Below are 14,798 nucleotides of genomic sequence, written 5' to 3' on the forward strand. Positions count from 1 at the left end.
CCGATGAACCAGACCGCCATTGCCCGCAGCTGGGTAGAGCACGCCAACGGGCATAGCGACTTCCCGTTGCAGAACCTGCCATTGGGAATCTTCAGTCGTCCTGGTGAGGCACAGCGATGTGGCGTCGCCATTGGCGATGCCATCCTCGACCTGGAGGCGGTACTGGCCGCCGGCCTGTTCGAAGGGCAGGCCAAGACTGCGGTCGAGGCTACTCGGGGTGGGCAACTGAATGCCTTCTTCGCGCTGGGCCGCAGCGCCCGTGTCGCCCTGCGCGAGCGCCTGTTGGTGCTGCTGGGGGAGCACAGCGAGCATCAGGCTGCCCTCAAGGCCGCGCTGTATCCGGCCGGTGACTGCCAGCTGCACCTGCCAGCCAAAGTCGGCGATTACACCGATTTCTACGTCGGTATCGAGCACGCCAAAAATGTCGGCAAACTGTTCCGTCCCGACAACCCGTTGCTGCCCAACTACAAGTATGTGCCGATCGGCTATCACGGCCGGGCATCGACCCTGCGCCCCTCCGGTACCGAGGTGCGTCGTCCCAAGGGCCAGACGCTGCCGGCCGGGCAGAGCGAGCCGACCTTCGGCCCCTGCGCGCGGTTGGACTACGAGCTGGAACTGGGCATCTGGATTGGCCAGGGCAATGACCTGGGCCAGGCGATCCCAGTGGGGGATGCCGCCGAGCACGTGGCCGGCTACTGCCTGCTCAACGACTGGTCGGCGCGTGATATCCAGGTCTGGGAGTACCAGCCGCTGGGCCCGTTCCTGTCCAAGAGCTTCATCACCAGCATTTCGCCCTGGGTGGTGACCGCCGAGGCGTTGGAGCCTTTCCGTTGCGCCCAGCCAGCACGCCCTGAAGGCGACCCGCAACCGCTCTCGTACCTGCTGGACAAACGTGACCAGGCCAATGGCGCACTGGACATCGAGTTGGAGGTGCTGCTGCTCACCGAAGGCCTGCGCGAGCAAGGCCTGCCGGCCCACCGCCTGACCTTGAGCAACACCCGCAGCATGTACTGGACCGTGGCGCAGATGGTGGCTCATCACAGCGTCAACGGCTGCCAGCTACAACCGGGCGACTTGTTTGGCTCCGGGACGCTGTCCGGGGCCACGCCTGGCTCCTACGGCAGCCTGCTGGAGATCACCGAAGGTGGCAAGCAGCCGGTAGCCCTGGCCAGTGGCGAAGTGCGCAAGTTTCTCGAAGACGGCGACGAAATCATCCTGCGTGCCCGCTGCACGCGCGAGGGCTTCGCCAGCATCGGTTTCGGTGAATGCCGCGGCAAGATCGTAGCGGCCAATTGAGCGAGGGTCGGCACATGGAGCTGTATACCTACTACCGTTCCACCTCTTCCTTTCGGGTGCGTATCGCCCTGGCGCTCAAGGGCCTGGACTACCAGGCCCTGCCGGTGAACCTGCTCAAGGGTGAGCAGCTCGGTGCAGGTTATGCCGCCATCAACCCACAGGGCCGTGTGCCGGCCCTGCGCACCGATGGCGGTGATGTGCTGGTGCAGTCCCCTGCGATCATCGAGTACCTCGAAGAGGCGTATCCACAGCCTGCACTGCTGCCTGCGGGTACCGAGGACAGGGCCAGGGTGCGAGCTGTAGCGGCGATCATCGCCTGCGATGTCCATCCATTGCACAACGTCAGCGTGCTCAACCAGCTGCGGCAGCTGGGGCATGACGAGTCGCAGGTCAACCAGTGGATCGGCCACTGGATTGGCCAGGGGTTGGCGGCGATCGAACAACTGATCGGTGACGAGGGCTTCTGTTTCGGCGCTTCGCCAGGGTTGGCGGATGTGTACTTGATTCCACAGCTGTACGCGGCCGAGCGGTTCACTGTCGACCTGGGTGCCTACCCGCGTATCCGCCGAGTCGCGGCCCTTGCGCAGCGACACCCCGCCTTCGTGACGGCTCACCCATCCCGCCAGCCGGACACACCGGCTCAGTGAATCGACCGGTTTACCGCCGGTAGCTGGCCGATGCGCTCGGTCAGCTTCAGGCGCTGGATCGGATCGTCGGTCAGCAGCAAGGCATGCTCCAGGTCGAAGCGTTCGGCCTGGGGGCAATCCAGATGCTGGTAAAGCGAGGCCCGGGCCGTGTAGTCACTGGCCTGGACTGGCCCCAGTTGCATGACCCGCTCAGCATCGATCAACGCGGCCAGGTGGTTATCGTTGCTGATGTGCAATTGACGCAGGTTGCGCGACAGTCGCTGCAGCATCTGCGTCGGGCTTGCCACCCGCAGATGCTCGGCGGTCAGTGGCACATGCGGGCCGAACTGGCGGGCCAGCAGTTCGCGGCAATCCGCCGGGTACAGGCGCCGGCCGCCGCAGGGGTCGAGCAGGTGATCGGCACCGGGAACGCGCAGCAGGAAGTGCCCGGGAAAACCAACGCCCTCAAGGGGGATGGACAGCCGTTGCGCAAGCTCCAGGGCCAGTATGGCAAGGGTCAACGGTTGCCCGCGACGACGTTGCAGCACCTTGTCCATCAAGGCTGCCTGTGGGCGTAGCGGGTGGTATTCGTCCTGCTGGAAGCCAAGGGCATTGAGCTGACGCAACAGTGGCTGGGCCAGTTCACACAACGGCAGCATCGGCAGGTTGGCGCTGATCTCACGCTGCAGGTTGTGCACCGTGACAAGGCACGCGGCCGGGTCGACATTTCGGTCGTGCTCGGCGGCGATCCAGAGGGCGGCTTCCAGCAGGGCGACCGGCTGGCGCTCCAGGCAGGTCTGGCAGGCTTGACGTGGGTTCATCGCGCTTCTCCACATACGCTTAACTATTAGCTTTGACGCCCTCGTTCGTCCAGTGGTCCGCCAAAGTGCCTTGGATGGGCTGCCTGCCTATACTCAAAGGAGCACCTCTTGGGGGAGCCAGTTGATGTTCGCGCTGATGCAAAGCACCCGCACCCAGTCAATGCACCTGTGGATCGACCCGACCACAGGGTTGAAGGCTGTGGTGGCGATTCACAGCGAACACCTGGGGCCGGCCATGGGGGGCTGTCGCTACCTGCCGTACGCCGATGACGAAAGCGCCATGACCGATGCCATTCGCCTGGCTCAAGGCATGAGCTACAAAGCGGCGCTGGCTGGCTTGTCGTTCGGTGGCGGCAAAGCGGTGATCATGCGCAACCCGCATGTGGAAAACCGAGCGGCGTTGTTCGAGGCCTTTGGCCGTTTTGTCGACACCTTGCAAGGTCGCTTCATAACCGCCGTGGACAGTGGCACCTCGACCCTGGACATGGACTGCATAGCCCAGAGCACGCCCCACGTCACCAGCACCACCGCCTCGGGTGACCCATCGCCGCATGCTGCGATGGGCGTGTTCGCCGGTATTCGCGCCACGTCCCAGGCTCGCCTGGGCAGTGGCAATCTGGAGGGCTTGCGGGTAGCGGTTCAGGGGTTGGGCAATGTGGGCTATGCCTTGGCCGAGCAACTGCATGCGGCCGGTGCGGAGTTGCTGGTGAGTGACCTGGACCCTGGCCGCGTACGCCTGGCGGTTGAGCAGTTCAACGCCCACCCGGTGACCAACGACGCCTTGATCAGCACCCCCTGCGACATCTTCGCTCCGTGCGGCGTGGGGCCGGTTCTCACCGGCCAGAGCGTGATGCAGCTGCGCTGCGCGGCGGTAGCGGGATCGGCGAACAACCAGCTCACCACATTGCAGGTGGCGGACCAGTTGGAGGCCCGCGGAATTCTTTATGCGCCCGACTACGTCATCAATGCTGGCGGGTTGATCTATGTGGCCCTCAAGCACCGTGGTGAAGACCTGACCACCATCACCGCGCATCTTGCGCGGATCCCCTCGCGCTTGACCGAGGTATTCGCCCACGCCCAGGCAGAAAAGCGCTCGCCAGCGCGGGTGGCGCAGATGCTGGCGGAACGGCTGTTGTACGGTTGAGAGGCGAAGGCTCATGCTCCTTCGCCAGCTGCGCGCCAGCCGCTATTCGCTCGGCTGAACCAGTTCGCCCAGGGCCGACGCGTTGCTCTTGAACGCAGTAGCGAACACTGCGCGGTTCTTGGCCATGAAGATGCCTGCGTCTTCGGCCTGTTTTTCACTCAGGTTGGCGACATTCTTCAGCAACACTTCGGTGAGCGCCTCGGCGAGTTCGAGCATTTGGTCATGCGCATCGGCGAGTTTGCGGTCCACGAAAAGGGTCTCCAGGTCTCGAGAGCTGCGGTAAAGGGTTTCAACAGCCATTGTTTGGCCTCTTCAGCGAAGGAGAAGGGAAGGTGCTAGGTGATATCTGTATATTCATACAGTATCGACGCTAATGCAATCCTGCATGCTGGCGAACTGGCATTTTTATAGCCCAGTTTGGCGTCGGCGGCCTCTCTCAGGTGTCTTGCGGCGTTCGGTCGCCTTCCAAGAGAGGGGGCCTGGCCCTTTAACTGCATGGCACAAGCGTCACAGGCGTGATGCATCATCCTTCATGTCGTATCGGGGAATGGACAATCGTGAACATCAAATGGGCTGAAAAACTGCGCAAGGGCCTGCACGGCTCGGCCGACTCGCTGGGCAATCTGTGCGTCGAGGCGTTCCACTACTTGGCGCTGTTCGGCATCGGCGCTATCACCGCCTATGCGGCAGTGATGACCTTCCTGGACATGCTGGGCAAAGGCGGCATCAGCGTGGATGACATCCTGCTGCTGTTCATCTACCTGGAGCTCGGGGCGATGGTGGGGATCTACTTCAAGACCAACCACATGCCGATCCGCTTCTTGCTGTATGTCGCCATCACCGCGTTGACCCGCCTGCTGATCGGTGACGTATCGCACCACAAGGCGCCGGACGAAGGGCTGCTGTACCTGTGCGGCGGTATCCTGTTGCTGGCGTTCTCGATTCTGGTGGTGCGCTACGCGTCGTACCGCTACCCGTCGACCAAGGTGCTGGACGCTAACGGCAAAGAATTGGAAGAGGGCAAATGAGGGGCTAGATAGTTAGCGCGGGTGTTAACCTCCCCGGCGGTTCAATGATGTCCGGCGTCGAGTCCTTGATCGCGACACAGGGTCGCGAGCTGCGTACGCCGAATGGAGAACCCCATGACGATTGAAGCTGAAAGCGTCCGCGCTTACCTGACCGAGGCCTTCCTGCCGCTGGGAATCGACCTGGATACGGTGTATGTCACCGAAATTGCCGATGTGATCGATTGCGATGTGGTCGTCTCGCGCAACCTGGTCGATGAAGTCTTGCACCATCTGCGTCGGGGTGAGGAGCCTACCTACGATCAGGGGTTGTTTGGCCTGTTCCACCAACCTGCCACTTTCGACCTTCGTTACCGTGTGCGCGGCCTGCATTTGCTGGACCTCGAAAAAGAGATCGGCAACATGCTGGGTTTTGGCTGACAGCCCACCCCTGCTTCAGTTAGCGACGCCCACGGCGGAGAAATTGCGCGGTTCGGGACGTGGGTCGCGGGTTAGCGCAGCAAGCACCTGCAACGGGTTCTGTCCCAACTCGATGGCCAGGCCCAGGCGAATGCTGTCGATGACACGCTGCAAGCGCACCGGGTCGTTGCGCTGGGCCTGGCTGATCAGGCGCTTGACGACCATGCCGCTATCGTCCGAAAGCGTCAGCATGATACTGCCGTCCAGGCGTTCGATGCTCAGGTTGACCCGGTAGTCGGGGGCGAAGGCGGCGCTGATCTGCTCGAAAGGGTTGTTCATGGTCAGGCTCTGCACGTGATGATTGCAGAAGTTGACCGGCAATCGCTGGCTTGGTTCAGGCGCGATGGCCGACGGAAACGAAAACGCCCGGCGCAAGGCCGGGCGTTGTTGTACATAGGGCTTGATCAGGCGTCAGGATCACTCAGTTCCAGTGCCCCGCGCTTGCTGCGTAATTTGCCGTAGAAGTGCTCCAGCGCATTGTTCAGCTTGCTGGCGGCGCCATCGACGGCCTGGTCCAGCGAGGTGGCGGTGTGGGTCACGGAAATCGGCTGATGGCCTTTCGGGCGAGCCTCCATCTGGCAGCGTTTGTCATGCGGTCCGGGCTTGGCGCCGTTCTCGTCGCGCAGGTGCACCTCGATGCGGGTGAGGTCGTCCTCGTAACGTTCGAGAGTGCTCTGCAGTGTGCTGCGGACCCACTCATTGAGCCGGATGTTGCCTTCGATATGGTTGCTGCTGTTGACCTGGATTTGCATGATTCAATCCTTATTCAGCTTGCTCGCATGGAGGCGTGCCTAGGCCATTGAGGCCCTTGGAATTTCTTCGCCTCTTGACCCTAAGGTCAGGCAACGGCGCGACGATTACAACCCCTTTTTGAAAATAAATTTCCTGTTGCAATTAGCCTGTTGCGGCTACTGCGCAAACAGACTTGCGGCAGTCAGGTCAGGAAAACCGCATTCCCGGCCTTTGCTTATGAGAATTGAAATCATTATTATTGAATGCGGCCTGGCCAGCTATGGCGGCAACTTCACGGCTATCTCAATGACCTGTTTCTGCCGCCCGGGGCGGGTGGCGCTGGCCCTATGAACCCATGAACGAATCAGACTCCGACAGCACAGGCGGGCGTGCACGTTTTCTGCAGGTATTCCTGGCCCAGCGCGCCCGCATGGAAGCGCTGGTCAGCCGGCGGATCGGTTGCCGCGCAACAGCCGCGGACCTGGTCCAGGAACTGTTCCTGCGCTTCTGGCGTCGGCCCGAGGTCAAGGTCGAGGCGCTCGACACTTATCTGCTGCGCTGCGCTGGCAACCTGGCCATCGACCATCTGCGCAGCGAAGGCAGCCGCGAGCGCGTTGCCGAAGCCTCGCTGCCGTTGGACGAAACGCCTGTCGCCCAGGCACCAGAGCAGGCGCTGGAGGTCGAGCACGACCTGCAATGCATCGAAGCTGCGCTGCGGGCGCTGCCCGAACGCACACGGCAGATCTTTCTGCTCAACCGCATTCATGGCTGCAAGTACGGTGAGATCGCCCAAGCCATGCAACTGTCCCAGAGCGCCGTTGAAAAGCATATGATGCGCGCCCTTGAAGCGTGCAAGGCGAGCGTCGCCGAGCCCGTGTCGTCCACACGCAGGCCAGGGAGCGCCCGTCGATGAGCCGCCGTCCGAATTCGATTTCCGCCGCCCAGTCCCAGGCAGCGTTGCACTGGCTCAGCCGCATCAATGAACGGCCAGAGGAAGCGAACGGCGCGGCGTTCAAGCGCTGGCTGCTGGCCGACCCCGCACACCGTGATGCCTATGCCGATGCCCAGGAACTCTGGCGGCTGAGCGCCGCACCGGCTGCCCGACTGGCGCAGGAGGAGCGTGCAGGCTTGCAGCAGTACCTGGACGCGATGGTAGCGACCCCGCGCAGGCGCCGCTGGTCGCGAATGGCAGGGCCCCTGGCTGCAGCGGCATGCCTGGTGTTGGCCTTGGGCACTGCCGGTGGTTGGCATCCAGGCAACTGGCTGCAAGACCTGCAGGCCGACTACAGCAGCACCGGGCGAGTGCGCCAGGTCAGCCTCGCCGACCAGTCGCAGGTCGTGCTGGATGCCGACAGTGCGATTGCCGTCGACTTCAGTCAGGGGGCGCGTCGCGTACGGCTGTTGCGCGGGGCCGCGTACTTCCAGGTGACCCACACCGGCGAGCCGTTCCTGGTAGAGGCGGCAGGTGGTGAAGTGCGCGTGCTGGGAACCCAGTTCGAAGTGCGCGAGCAGGGCGCCGGTGCCCAGGTCACCGTGCGCAGCGGTCGCGTGGCGGTGACGCCGGCTCAGGGCCGGGCTGCTCGTGAGTTGACTGCCAATCAGCAACTGGTCTATGCCGAGGGACGGCCAGGCGAGACCTTGAGTGTGGACAGCGAAACCCGCTTGGCTTGGCGCCAGGGCTGGCTCAATTACTACCAGGTGCCGTTGGCGCAAGTGGTCGAGGATCTGGGGCGTTATTACCCAGGCCGTATCCTGCTGCTCGATGAGCAGTTGGCTCAACGCAAGGTCAGTGGCAGTTTCCCGGTCCAGGACCCTTTGTTGGCGCTGGACTCACTGGGCAAGGTGCTGGGCTTCTCGCGTCAGACGGTCCTTGGGCGTCTGACTGTTGTTCGGTAAGTGTGCAAGCCCAGGGAGGAGCCGGCCTGCCGGCGATGCGGCCGACACAGGTAAAAAATGTTCAAAACAAGGTGAGGTAACGGAACCTGGCGTACGTGTAATGAGTGGAAGTGCGATTCATTCGCAGTAATAACCCTCTCACAGGTCAGCGTCCATGAAGTTCACCCCGCGTTGCATTCCTCTCTGCTTCGGCCTCGCGGCGCTTGGCGCCGTGCCCGTCGCCCCGCTGGTGCAGGCCGCCGAGCAGGTTCAGTTGTATGCCTTCGCTCAGCCCAGCCAGCCTTTGGCTCAGGCAATCAACGCTTTCAGTCGCGCCACTGGCCAGAGCGTGGTTTATACCCTTGAACTGCCTGTCATTCAGGCGCCGGCACTCAACGGCAGCTTCAGTGCCGAGCAGGCATTGCAGCAGTTGCTAGGTAATTCCGGCCTGACCTGGCGGCGTGTCGATGCCCGTACCTTGACCCTCGAACCTATGGACACCTCGGGCGCGCTGAACCTGCAAGCCACCACGGTGACCTCGCAGATGGACACCCACAGCTACCAGCCACCAGCGGTAGCATCAATCATGCGTGGGCAAGGACCGACGCAGGACATACCCCAGGCTATCAACGTGGTTCCGGCGCAGGTCATTCGCGACCAGGCCCCACGCAACCTCGACGATGCGCTGACCAACGTCAGCGGCATCACCCAGGGCAACAATTTCGGCGGCACCGCCGACACCGTGATGAAGCGCGGCTTTGGCGACAACCGTGACGGTTCGATCATGCGCGATGGCATGCCCATCGTGCAGGGCCGAAGCCTCAATGCCAGCGCCGAGCGGATCGAGGTGCTCAAAGGTCCGGCCTCGCTGCTGTATGGAATCCAGGACCCAGGTGGCGTCATCAACGTGGTCAGCAAGCGGCCACAATTGGAGCAGTACAACGCGCTGACCGTTCGAGGCTCCACCTATGGGAGCGGCAAGAACGGCAGTGGTGGCGGGTTCGACAGCACCGGCGCGTTGGGTGACAGTCAATTCGCCTACCGCCTGATCGTCGATCATGAAGACGAAGACTACTGGCGCAATTACGGCGTGCATCGCGAGTCTTTGGTCGCGCCGTCGCTGGCCTGGCTGGGCGAAGACACCCAAGTGGTACTGGCCTATGAGCACCGCGAGTTTCTCTACCCCTTCGACCGCGGCACCGCCTTCGGCAGCGATGGCCATCCGTTGAACATCCCGGCCACCCGGCGCCTGGACGAGCCGTTCAACGACATGCAAGGGCGCTCTGATCTCTACCGCCTGGAGGTCGACCACCAGCTGGCCGATGACTGGAAACTGCACGTCGGCTACAGCTTCAACCGCGAGACCTACGATGCCAGCCAAGTTCGCGTGACCGGCGTGAACGAAGCCAATGGCACCCTCAAACGCAGCATCGATGGCACCCACAACGCCATGAGCCGCGACCAGTTCGTCACGGTCAGCCTCAACGGCAATGTCGAACTGGCGGGCATGCAGCATGACCTGTTGCTCGGTGCCGACCACGAGGACCGCAAGATCTTTCGCGGCGACCTGATTCGCCAGAGCAGCCAGTCGACCTTCAGCTACCTCAACCCAGTCTATGGCCAGGAAGTGGAGGGCAGCACCGTGCGGGCCAGCGACAGCGACCAGACCGACAAGCTGCGTACCGATGCGCTGTTCTTCCAGGACGCGCTGCACCTGGACGACCATTGGATCCTGGTGGCCGGCGCGCGTTTCCAGCAGTACGACCAGTACGCCGGACGCGGTCGCCCGTTCAAGGCCAACACCGACACCAGCGGCCAGGCCTGGGTGCCGCATGCAGGCATCGTGTACAAAGTGGACGAGCAATTGTCGTTCTACGGCAGCTACAGCGAGTCGTTCAAGCCTAACTCGAGCATTGCCCCGTTGACCGGCGGGCTGGTACTGGACTCGTCCATTGCGCCGGAGGAGGGCAAGTCCTGGGAGATTGGCGCCAAGCTCGATGTGCCTGGCAAGCTCACCGGTACCCTGGCGCTGTTCGACATCACCAAGCGCAACGTGCTGGTGGCCAACTTCGATACCAGCAGTGGCGAAACCGTGTACAGCAACGCCGGCGAAGTCGGTTCGCGAGGCGTCGAACTCGATCTCACCGGCCAGTTGAGCGAGCGCTGGAGCCTGATCGGCAGCTATGCCTACACCGATGCAGAAGTCACCAAGGACCCGGAGCTCAAGGGCAATCGCCTGCAGAACGTGGCCAAGCACAGCGGCTCGTTGTCGGCGGTGTACGACTTCGGCAGTCTGTTCGGCGGCGACAACCTGCGCCTGGGGACAGGAGTGCGTTATGTGGGGGAGCGGGCAGGCAACGCGACCAACACCTTCGACTTGCCGTCCTACACCGTGGCCGATGCGTTCGCCAGTTACGAAACCAAGCTGGACGAGCACAAGGTACGCCTTCAGTTGAACGTGAAGAACCTGTTCGACAAGGTGTACTACAGCTCGGCCGTGAATCAGTACTTTGTCGCGATAGGCGATGCGCGGCAGGTGAGCTTGTCCAGCACGCTTGAGTTCTAGGAATGTGGGGCTGCAGTGCGGCCCCGATTTCACGTGTCGAAAGCCAAGCGGTATTCGCCGGGTGTTGCACCGAACGCCTGCTTGAACCGATTACTGAAATGGCTGGCACTGGCAAAACCGCACGACAAGGCAATCTCTCCGAGCGCCATCTCGCCCCGCCGCAACAGCTGGCAAGCCCGGTTCAGGCGCCGGGCCAGCAGGTACTGGTGCGGCGGTAGCCCGAAGCTGGTGCGGAACATGCGTGCAAAGTGATATTCGGAAAGGTTGCAGTACAGCGCCAGCTCGCTCAGGGTAATCGGCTGGTCCAGATGCGCTTCGATGTAGTCGGCCAGTTGCCGGCGCGCACTGGGCGCCAGCCCACCTTTCAAGCGCAACCCTTCGCGCAGGCCAACCTGACCGAGCACTGCATGGTCGACGATCTCATGGGCCAGGCTGCTGGCCAGCAGTCGTTCGCTGGGTTCGTCCCAGTTCAGGGTGATCAACTGGCGAAAGCGCCCGGCCTGCTGCGGGTCGTCCAGGAACGTCGCTTCCCGTAACTGCAGTTCGCGAGGTTCGCGGTCGAGCAGACGTATGCAGCCAAGGGCGAACTGCGTTTCGCTGACGTACAGGTGCGCCAGGCGTATCGAGCCATTGACCACCCAGTTCGACTCGTGGCCGGCGGGCATGATGCACAGCTTGTTCGGCGCGCCTTTGTCGTCCGGGCGCTGGCGCCGGAAAGTCCCTGTGCCGTCGGCGATGTAGCACGACAGCGTGTGGTGGCTCGGCGCCTGGTAGTCGCGGGCATCGTCGCGGTTGCTCCACAGCGCCGCTGCCAGCCCATCGCCCAGGTGCGCGCTCAGCTCCAGCCTGGCGTTGGGCGAGGCATGCATGGCGTTGAAGACTTGCAGCTGGGACAGTGGGGTCATGGGCGTTTCCTCTGGCAGCCATCGTACTGCGGTTGCAAGGCCGTGGCAGCTACCGGCGAAGCAAAAGCGCAAGTTTGTGCAAGCGCCAAAGGTCGACAGAAACAACACTGGTGTCTCATCCCCGGCAATACCGGGCTTCTCCAGGAGCCAGCTTGCCGGCGATAGGCCGCCAAGCGGCCTTGGCAAGCATGGACGAATACCCAAGGAGCCACCCATGAACCTGTCCTTGTATTTACTCACTGTGCTCATCTGGGGCACCACCTGGATCGCTCTCAAACTGCAGTTGGGCGTGGTCGCCATCCCGGTATCGATCGTCTACCGTTTCGCCTTGGCCGGCCTGATCCTGTTCGCCATCCTGCTGTTCACGCGCCGGCTGCAGCCGATGAACCGGCGTGGCCATCTGGTTTGCCTGGCGCAGGGTTTGTGCCTGTTCTGCGTCAACTTCATGTGCTTTCTCACGGCCAGCCAATGGGTCGCCAGTGGCCTGATTGCGGTGGTGTTCTCCACCGCCACCCTGTGGAATGCGCTTAATGCTCGGATCTTCTTTGGCCAGAAAATCGCCACTAATGTGCTGGCTGGCGGGGCGACGGGCTTACTCGGCCTGGGCCTTCTGTTCTGGCCTGAACTGTCCAGCCACACGGCCAGCCGCGAGACCTTGTATGGACTGGGCCTGGCCCTATTGGGCACCCTGTGCTTCTCGGCCGGCAACATGCTTTCCAGCCTGCAGCAGAAAGCGGGGCTCAAACCCATGACCACCAACGCCTGGGGCATGGTCTATGGCGCGTCGATGCTGGCGCTGTATTGCCTGGTCAGCGGTATTCCCTTCGCGATGGAATGGAACCTGCGCTACATCGGTTCGTTGCTGTACCTGGTGATTCCAGGTTCGGTGATCGGCTTCACCGCCTACCTGACCCTGGTAGGTCGCATGGGGCCTGAGCGAGCGGCCTATTGCACGGTGCTGTTCCCGCTGGTGGCATTGAATGTGTCGGCGTTCGCGGAGGGGTATCAGTGGACGGCACCCGCCCTGTTGGGGCTGGTGGCGGTGATGGCGGGGAATGTGCTGGTGTTTCGTAAGCCCAAGGCACGTGACGTGGCTGGGGCGGTGGCAGTCAGGTAGCGCCCATCGCCGGCACGCCGACTCCTACGGAGGACAGCGCGGTAGGAGCCGGCTTGCCGGCGACAAGGCTGGAAGAACTCAACAACGATACATCAATGCTTCCAGACCTGCGGGTTCACCAGGTCCCGAGGACGCTCACCCAGCAGCGCCGCGCGCAGGTTGTCGATCGCTCGGTTGGCCATGGCTTCACGGGTCTCGGCGGTGGCCGAGCCAACGTGTGGCAGGGTCAGGGCGTTCGGCAGCTTGAACAGCGGCGAGTCGCTCAGCGGTTCTTTCTCGTACACATCCAGGCCGGCGCCGCGAATGGTTCCGGCTTGCAGCGCCTCGACCAGCGCTGCCTCGTCCACCACCGGGCCACGGGCGATGTTGATCAGGAACGCACTTGGTTTCATCAGTTTGAGCTCCCGTGCACTGATCAGCTTGCGGGTGGCATCGGACAGCGGCACCACGATGCAGACGAAATCGGATTCGGCCAGCAGTTGATCCAGGCTGCGGAACTGAGCGCCGAGTTCCTGCTCCAGCGCGGTCTTTCGGCTGTTGCCGGCATACAGAATCGACATGTTGAAGCCGAAGCGACCACGACGGGCCACGGCCGCGCCGATGTTGCCCAGACCGACGATACCCAGCGTCTTGCCGTGCACATCGGTGCCGAAGTGGGCCGGGCCGACGGTGGCCTGCCACTGGCCAGCCTTGGTCCAGGCGTCGAGTTCGGCGGTGCGGCGGGCGCAGCCCATGATCAGCGAGAAGCCCAGGTCGGCGGTGCTTTCGGTCAGCACATCCGGGGTATTGGTCAGGGCGATGCCGCGCTCGTTGAAGTAATCCAGGTCATAGTTGTCGTAGCCGACCGACACGCTGGAGACCACTTCCAGCTTGGCCGCGCCTTCAAGCTGGGCGCGGCCAAGCTTGCGACCGACGCCGATCAGACCATGGGCCCCAGGCAGGGCTTCGTTGAACTGGGCAGCGATGTCGCCGAGCTTAGGGTTCGGCTGGATCACGTTGAAGTCTTGCTGCAGGCGCTCGGCCATGGCCGGGGTGATACGGCTGAAGGCCAGGACGGTCTTTTTCATCGGGCTACTTCTCTGCAAGGCGGTAGGACAGTGGTGGCGGCTTCGCGGATGAACCGGATCGTTGCGAAGAGGCCGGTATTGGTTAGCAACCTACCATTGTCCACCGCCTTGGCGCAGCAGCTTTTTCAGTTGGCGATCTGCAGCTCGTGGGTTTTCAGGTCCGCTTCGTGGGCCGCGAGAATCTCTGGCAGGGAGTTACGCAAGTACTCCACCCAGGTCTTGATCTTCGCATCCAGGTACTGGCGAGAGGGGTAGATGGCATACAGGTTCAGCTCCTGCAGCCGGTACTCGGGCATCACCCGCACCAGGCTTCCGTCGCGCAGGCCGTCGATTGCCGAATAGATCGGCAACACGCCCATGCCCATGCCGCTGCGAATCGCGGTTTTCATCGCATCGGCCGAGTTCACCTGGAACGGCGAGGTGGAGATGTTGACCAGTTCCTGGCCTTCCGGACCATCGAACAGCCACTTTTCCAAGGGAATCACCGGGCTGACCATGCGCAGGCAGGCGTGCTTGAGCAGGTCGACCGGTTTGTGCGCGAAACCCTGCTTGGCCACGTATTCAGGCGAAGCACAGACAATGCTGTAGGTGATCCCCAGGCGCTGGGAAACGAACCCCGAGTCGGGCAGTTCGCTGGCCAGCACGATGGACACGTCGTAGCCCTCGTCGAGCAGGTCCGGTACGCGGTTGGCCATGGTCAGGTCGAAGGTGACGTCCGGGTGCGATTCGCGGTAGCGGGCAATGGCGTCGACCACGAAGTGCTGACCGACACCGGTCATGGAATGCACTTTCAGTTGCCCGGCCGGACGGGCGTGGGCATCGCTGGCTTCGGCTTCGGCTTCCTCCACGTAGGTGAGGATCTGTTCGCAGCGCATCAGGTAACGCTTGCCCGCCTCGGTCAGGGCGATACGCCGGGTGGTGCGGTTCAGCAGCCGGGTTTGCAGATGGGCTTCCAGATTGGATACCGCCCGCGAAACGTTCGCGGTGGTCGTATCGAGCTGCGCGGCGGCAGCCGTAAAGCTGCCCAGCTGAGCTACGCAACTGAAAGCACGCATGTTTTGCAGGGTGTCCATGGGTCACTCTCGATGTAGAGGACAAAATTGTGACACGAAGTAACGAAAATGTTCCTTCGACCAAAGCCGGATTATCGCCGTTTTGGTAACAA

General features: G+C 62.6%; 16 protein-coding genes. 9 read left to right on the forward strand and 7 right to left on the reverse strand.

The window, feature by feature from the left end; translation table 11 throughout:
* Positions 1 to 3: 3 nt before the first annotated feature.
* Complete coding sequence (gene fahA / locus IF103_RS04030) at positions 4 to 1,296, forward strand: fumarylacetoacetase (protein ID WP_202675885.1); 1,293 nt, start codon at positions 4 to 6, stop codon at positions 1,294 to 1,296.
* Positions 1,297 to 1,310: 14 nt separating this feature from the next.
* Positions 1,311 to 1,943 (forward strand): maleylacetoacetate isomerase, encoded by a 633-nt coding sequence (maiA, locus tag IF103_RS04035; RefSeq protein WP_023378733.1) that lies wholly within the window; start codon positions 1,311 to 1,313, stop codon positions 1,941 to 1,943.
* On the opposite strand, the gene IF103_RS04040 is transcribed toward maiA, so the two are convergent.
* Complete coding sequence (locus tag IF103_RS04040) at positions 1,937 to 2,743, reverse strand: SirB1 family protein (protein WP_104882935.1); 807 nt, start codon at positions 2,741 to 2,743, stop codon at positions 1,937 to 1,939. The genes maiA and IF103_RS04040 overlap by 7 nt on opposite strands.
* A gap of 124 nt (positions 2,744 to 2,867) precedes the next feature.
* Here IF103_RS04040 and IF103_RS04045 point away from each other — a divergent pair, with 124 nt between their 5' ends.
* Positions 2,868 to 3,887 carry a Leu/Phe/Val dehydrogenase gene (locus IF103_RS04045; protein ID WP_023378735.1) on the forward strand — a complete coding sequence of 340 codons (1,020 nt, stop codon included), beginning with the start codon at positions 2,868 to 2,870 and terminating at the stop codon, positions 3,885 to 3,887.
* Positions 3,888 to 3,929: 42 nt separating this feature from the next.
* Here the strand turns inward: IF103_RS04045 and IF103_RS04050 are convergent, their stop codons facing one another.
* A complete protein-coding gene (locus IF103_RS04050) occupies positions 3,930 to 4,187 on the reverse strand; it encodes a YebG family protein (protein ID WP_023378736.1) in 258 nt (85 codons plus the stop codon).
* 257 nt (positions 4,188 to 4,444) lie between these two features.
* Here IF103_RS04050 and IF103_RS04055 point away from each other — a divergent pair, with 257 nt between their 5' ends.
* Complete coding sequence (locus IF103_RS04055; protein ID WP_023378737.1) at positions 4,445 to 4,915, forward strand: phosphate-starvation-inducible protein PsiE; 471 nt, start codon at positions 4,445 to 4,447, stop codon at positions 4,913 to 4,915.
* A 114-nt stretch (positions 4,916 to 5,029) separates the two neighbouring features.
* Complete coding sequence (locus IF103_RS04060; RefSeq protein WP_023378738.1) at positions 5,030 to 5,332, forward strand: hypothetical protein; 303 nt, start codon at positions 5,030 to 5,032, stop codon at positions 5,330 to 5,332.
* 15 nt (positions 5,333 to 5,347) lie between these two features.
* Here IF103_RS04060 and IF103_RS04065 read toward each other — a convergent pair whose 3' ends face one another.
* Positions 5,348 to 5,650: a DUF3509 domain-containing protein gene (locus IF103_RS04065; protein WP_027908054.1), complete on the reverse strand. Its 303-nt coding sequence runs from the start codon at positions 5,648 to 5,650 to the stop codon at positions 5,348 to 5,350.
* 125 nt (positions 5,651 to 5,775) lie between these two features.
* Positions 5,776 to 6,123 (reverse strand): HPF/RaiA family ribosome-associated protein, encoded by a 348-nt coding sequence (locus IF103_RS04070; RefSeq protein ID WP_023378740.1) that lies wholly within the window; start codon positions 6,121 to 6,123, stop codon positions 5,776 to 5,778.
* 335 nt (positions 6,124 to 6,458) lie between these two features.
* Here IF103_RS04070 and IF103_RS04075 point away from each other — a divergent pair, with 335 nt between their 5' ends.
* The 3 genes from IF103_RS04075 (at position 6,459) to IF103_RS04085 (ending at position 10,544) form a co-directional block, all read left to right on the forward strand.
* A complete protein-coding gene (locus tag IF103_RS04075) occupies positions 6,459 to 7,016 on the forward strand; it encodes an RNA polymerase sigma factor (protein ID WP_023378741.1) in 558 nt (185 codons plus the stop codon).
* Entirely contained in the window at positions 7,013 to 7,999 is a 987-nt protein-coding gene (locus IF103_RS04080) for a FecR family protein (RefSeq protein WP_023378742.1), read from the forward strand. Before IF103_RS04075 ends, IF103_RS04080 begins: the two co-directional genes overlap by 4 nt.
* 154 nt (positions 8,000 to 8,153) lie before the next feature.
* The gene (locus IF103_RS04085) at positions 8,154 to 10,544 is read left to right on the forward strand and encodes a TonB-dependent siderophore receptor (protein WP_023378743.1); all 2,391 of its coding nucleotides are present in this window, start codon (positions 8,154 to 8,156) and stop codon (positions 10,542 to 10,544) included.
* 29 nt (positions 10,545 to 10,573) lie between these two features.
* Here the strand turns inward: IF103_RS04085 and IF103_RS04090 are convergent, their stop codons facing one another.
* Entirely contained in the window at positions 10,574 to 11,449 is an 876-nt protein-coding gene (locus IF103_RS04090; protein ID WP_023378744.1) for a helix-turn-helix transcriptional regulator, read from the reverse strand.
* A 214-nt stretch (positions 11,450 to 11,663) separates the two neighbouring features.
* On the opposite strand from IF103_RS04090, the gene IF103_RS04095 reads away from it, so the two are divergent.
* Positions 11,664 to 12,566 (forward strand): DMT family transporter, encoded by a 903-nt coding sequence (locus IF103_RS04095; RefSeq protein WP_023378745.1) that lies wholly within the window; start codon positions 11,664 to 11,666, stop codon positions 12,564 to 12,566.
* A gap of 92 nt (positions 12,567 to 12,658) precedes the next feature.
* On the opposite strand, the gene IF103_RS04100 is transcribed toward IF103_RS04095, so the two are convergent.
* Both IF103_RS04100 and IF103_RS04105 read right to left on the reverse strand, forming a co-directional pair.
* Positions 12,659 to 13,633: a 2-hydroxyacid dehydrogenase gene (locus IF103_RS04100; protein ID WP_023378746.1), complete on the reverse strand. Its 975-nt coding sequence runs from the start codon at positions 13,631 to 13,633 to the stop codon at positions 12,659 to 12,661.
* A gap of 125 nt (positions 13,634 to 13,758) precedes the next feature.
* Positions 13,759 to 14,706 (reverse strand): LysR family transcriptional regulator, encoded by a 948-nt coding sequence (locus IF103_RS04105; RefSeq protein ID WP_023378747.1) that lies wholly within the window; start codon positions 14,704 to 14,706, stop codon positions 13,759 to 13,761.
* Positions 14,707 to 14,798 lie beyond the last annotated feature (92 nt).

Source organism: Pseudomonas sp. SK2, assembly GCF_016772395.1.
GTDB lineage: Bacteria > Pseudomonadota > Gammaproteobacteria > Pseudomonadales > Pseudomonadaceae > Aquipseudomonas > Aquipseudomonas taiwanensis.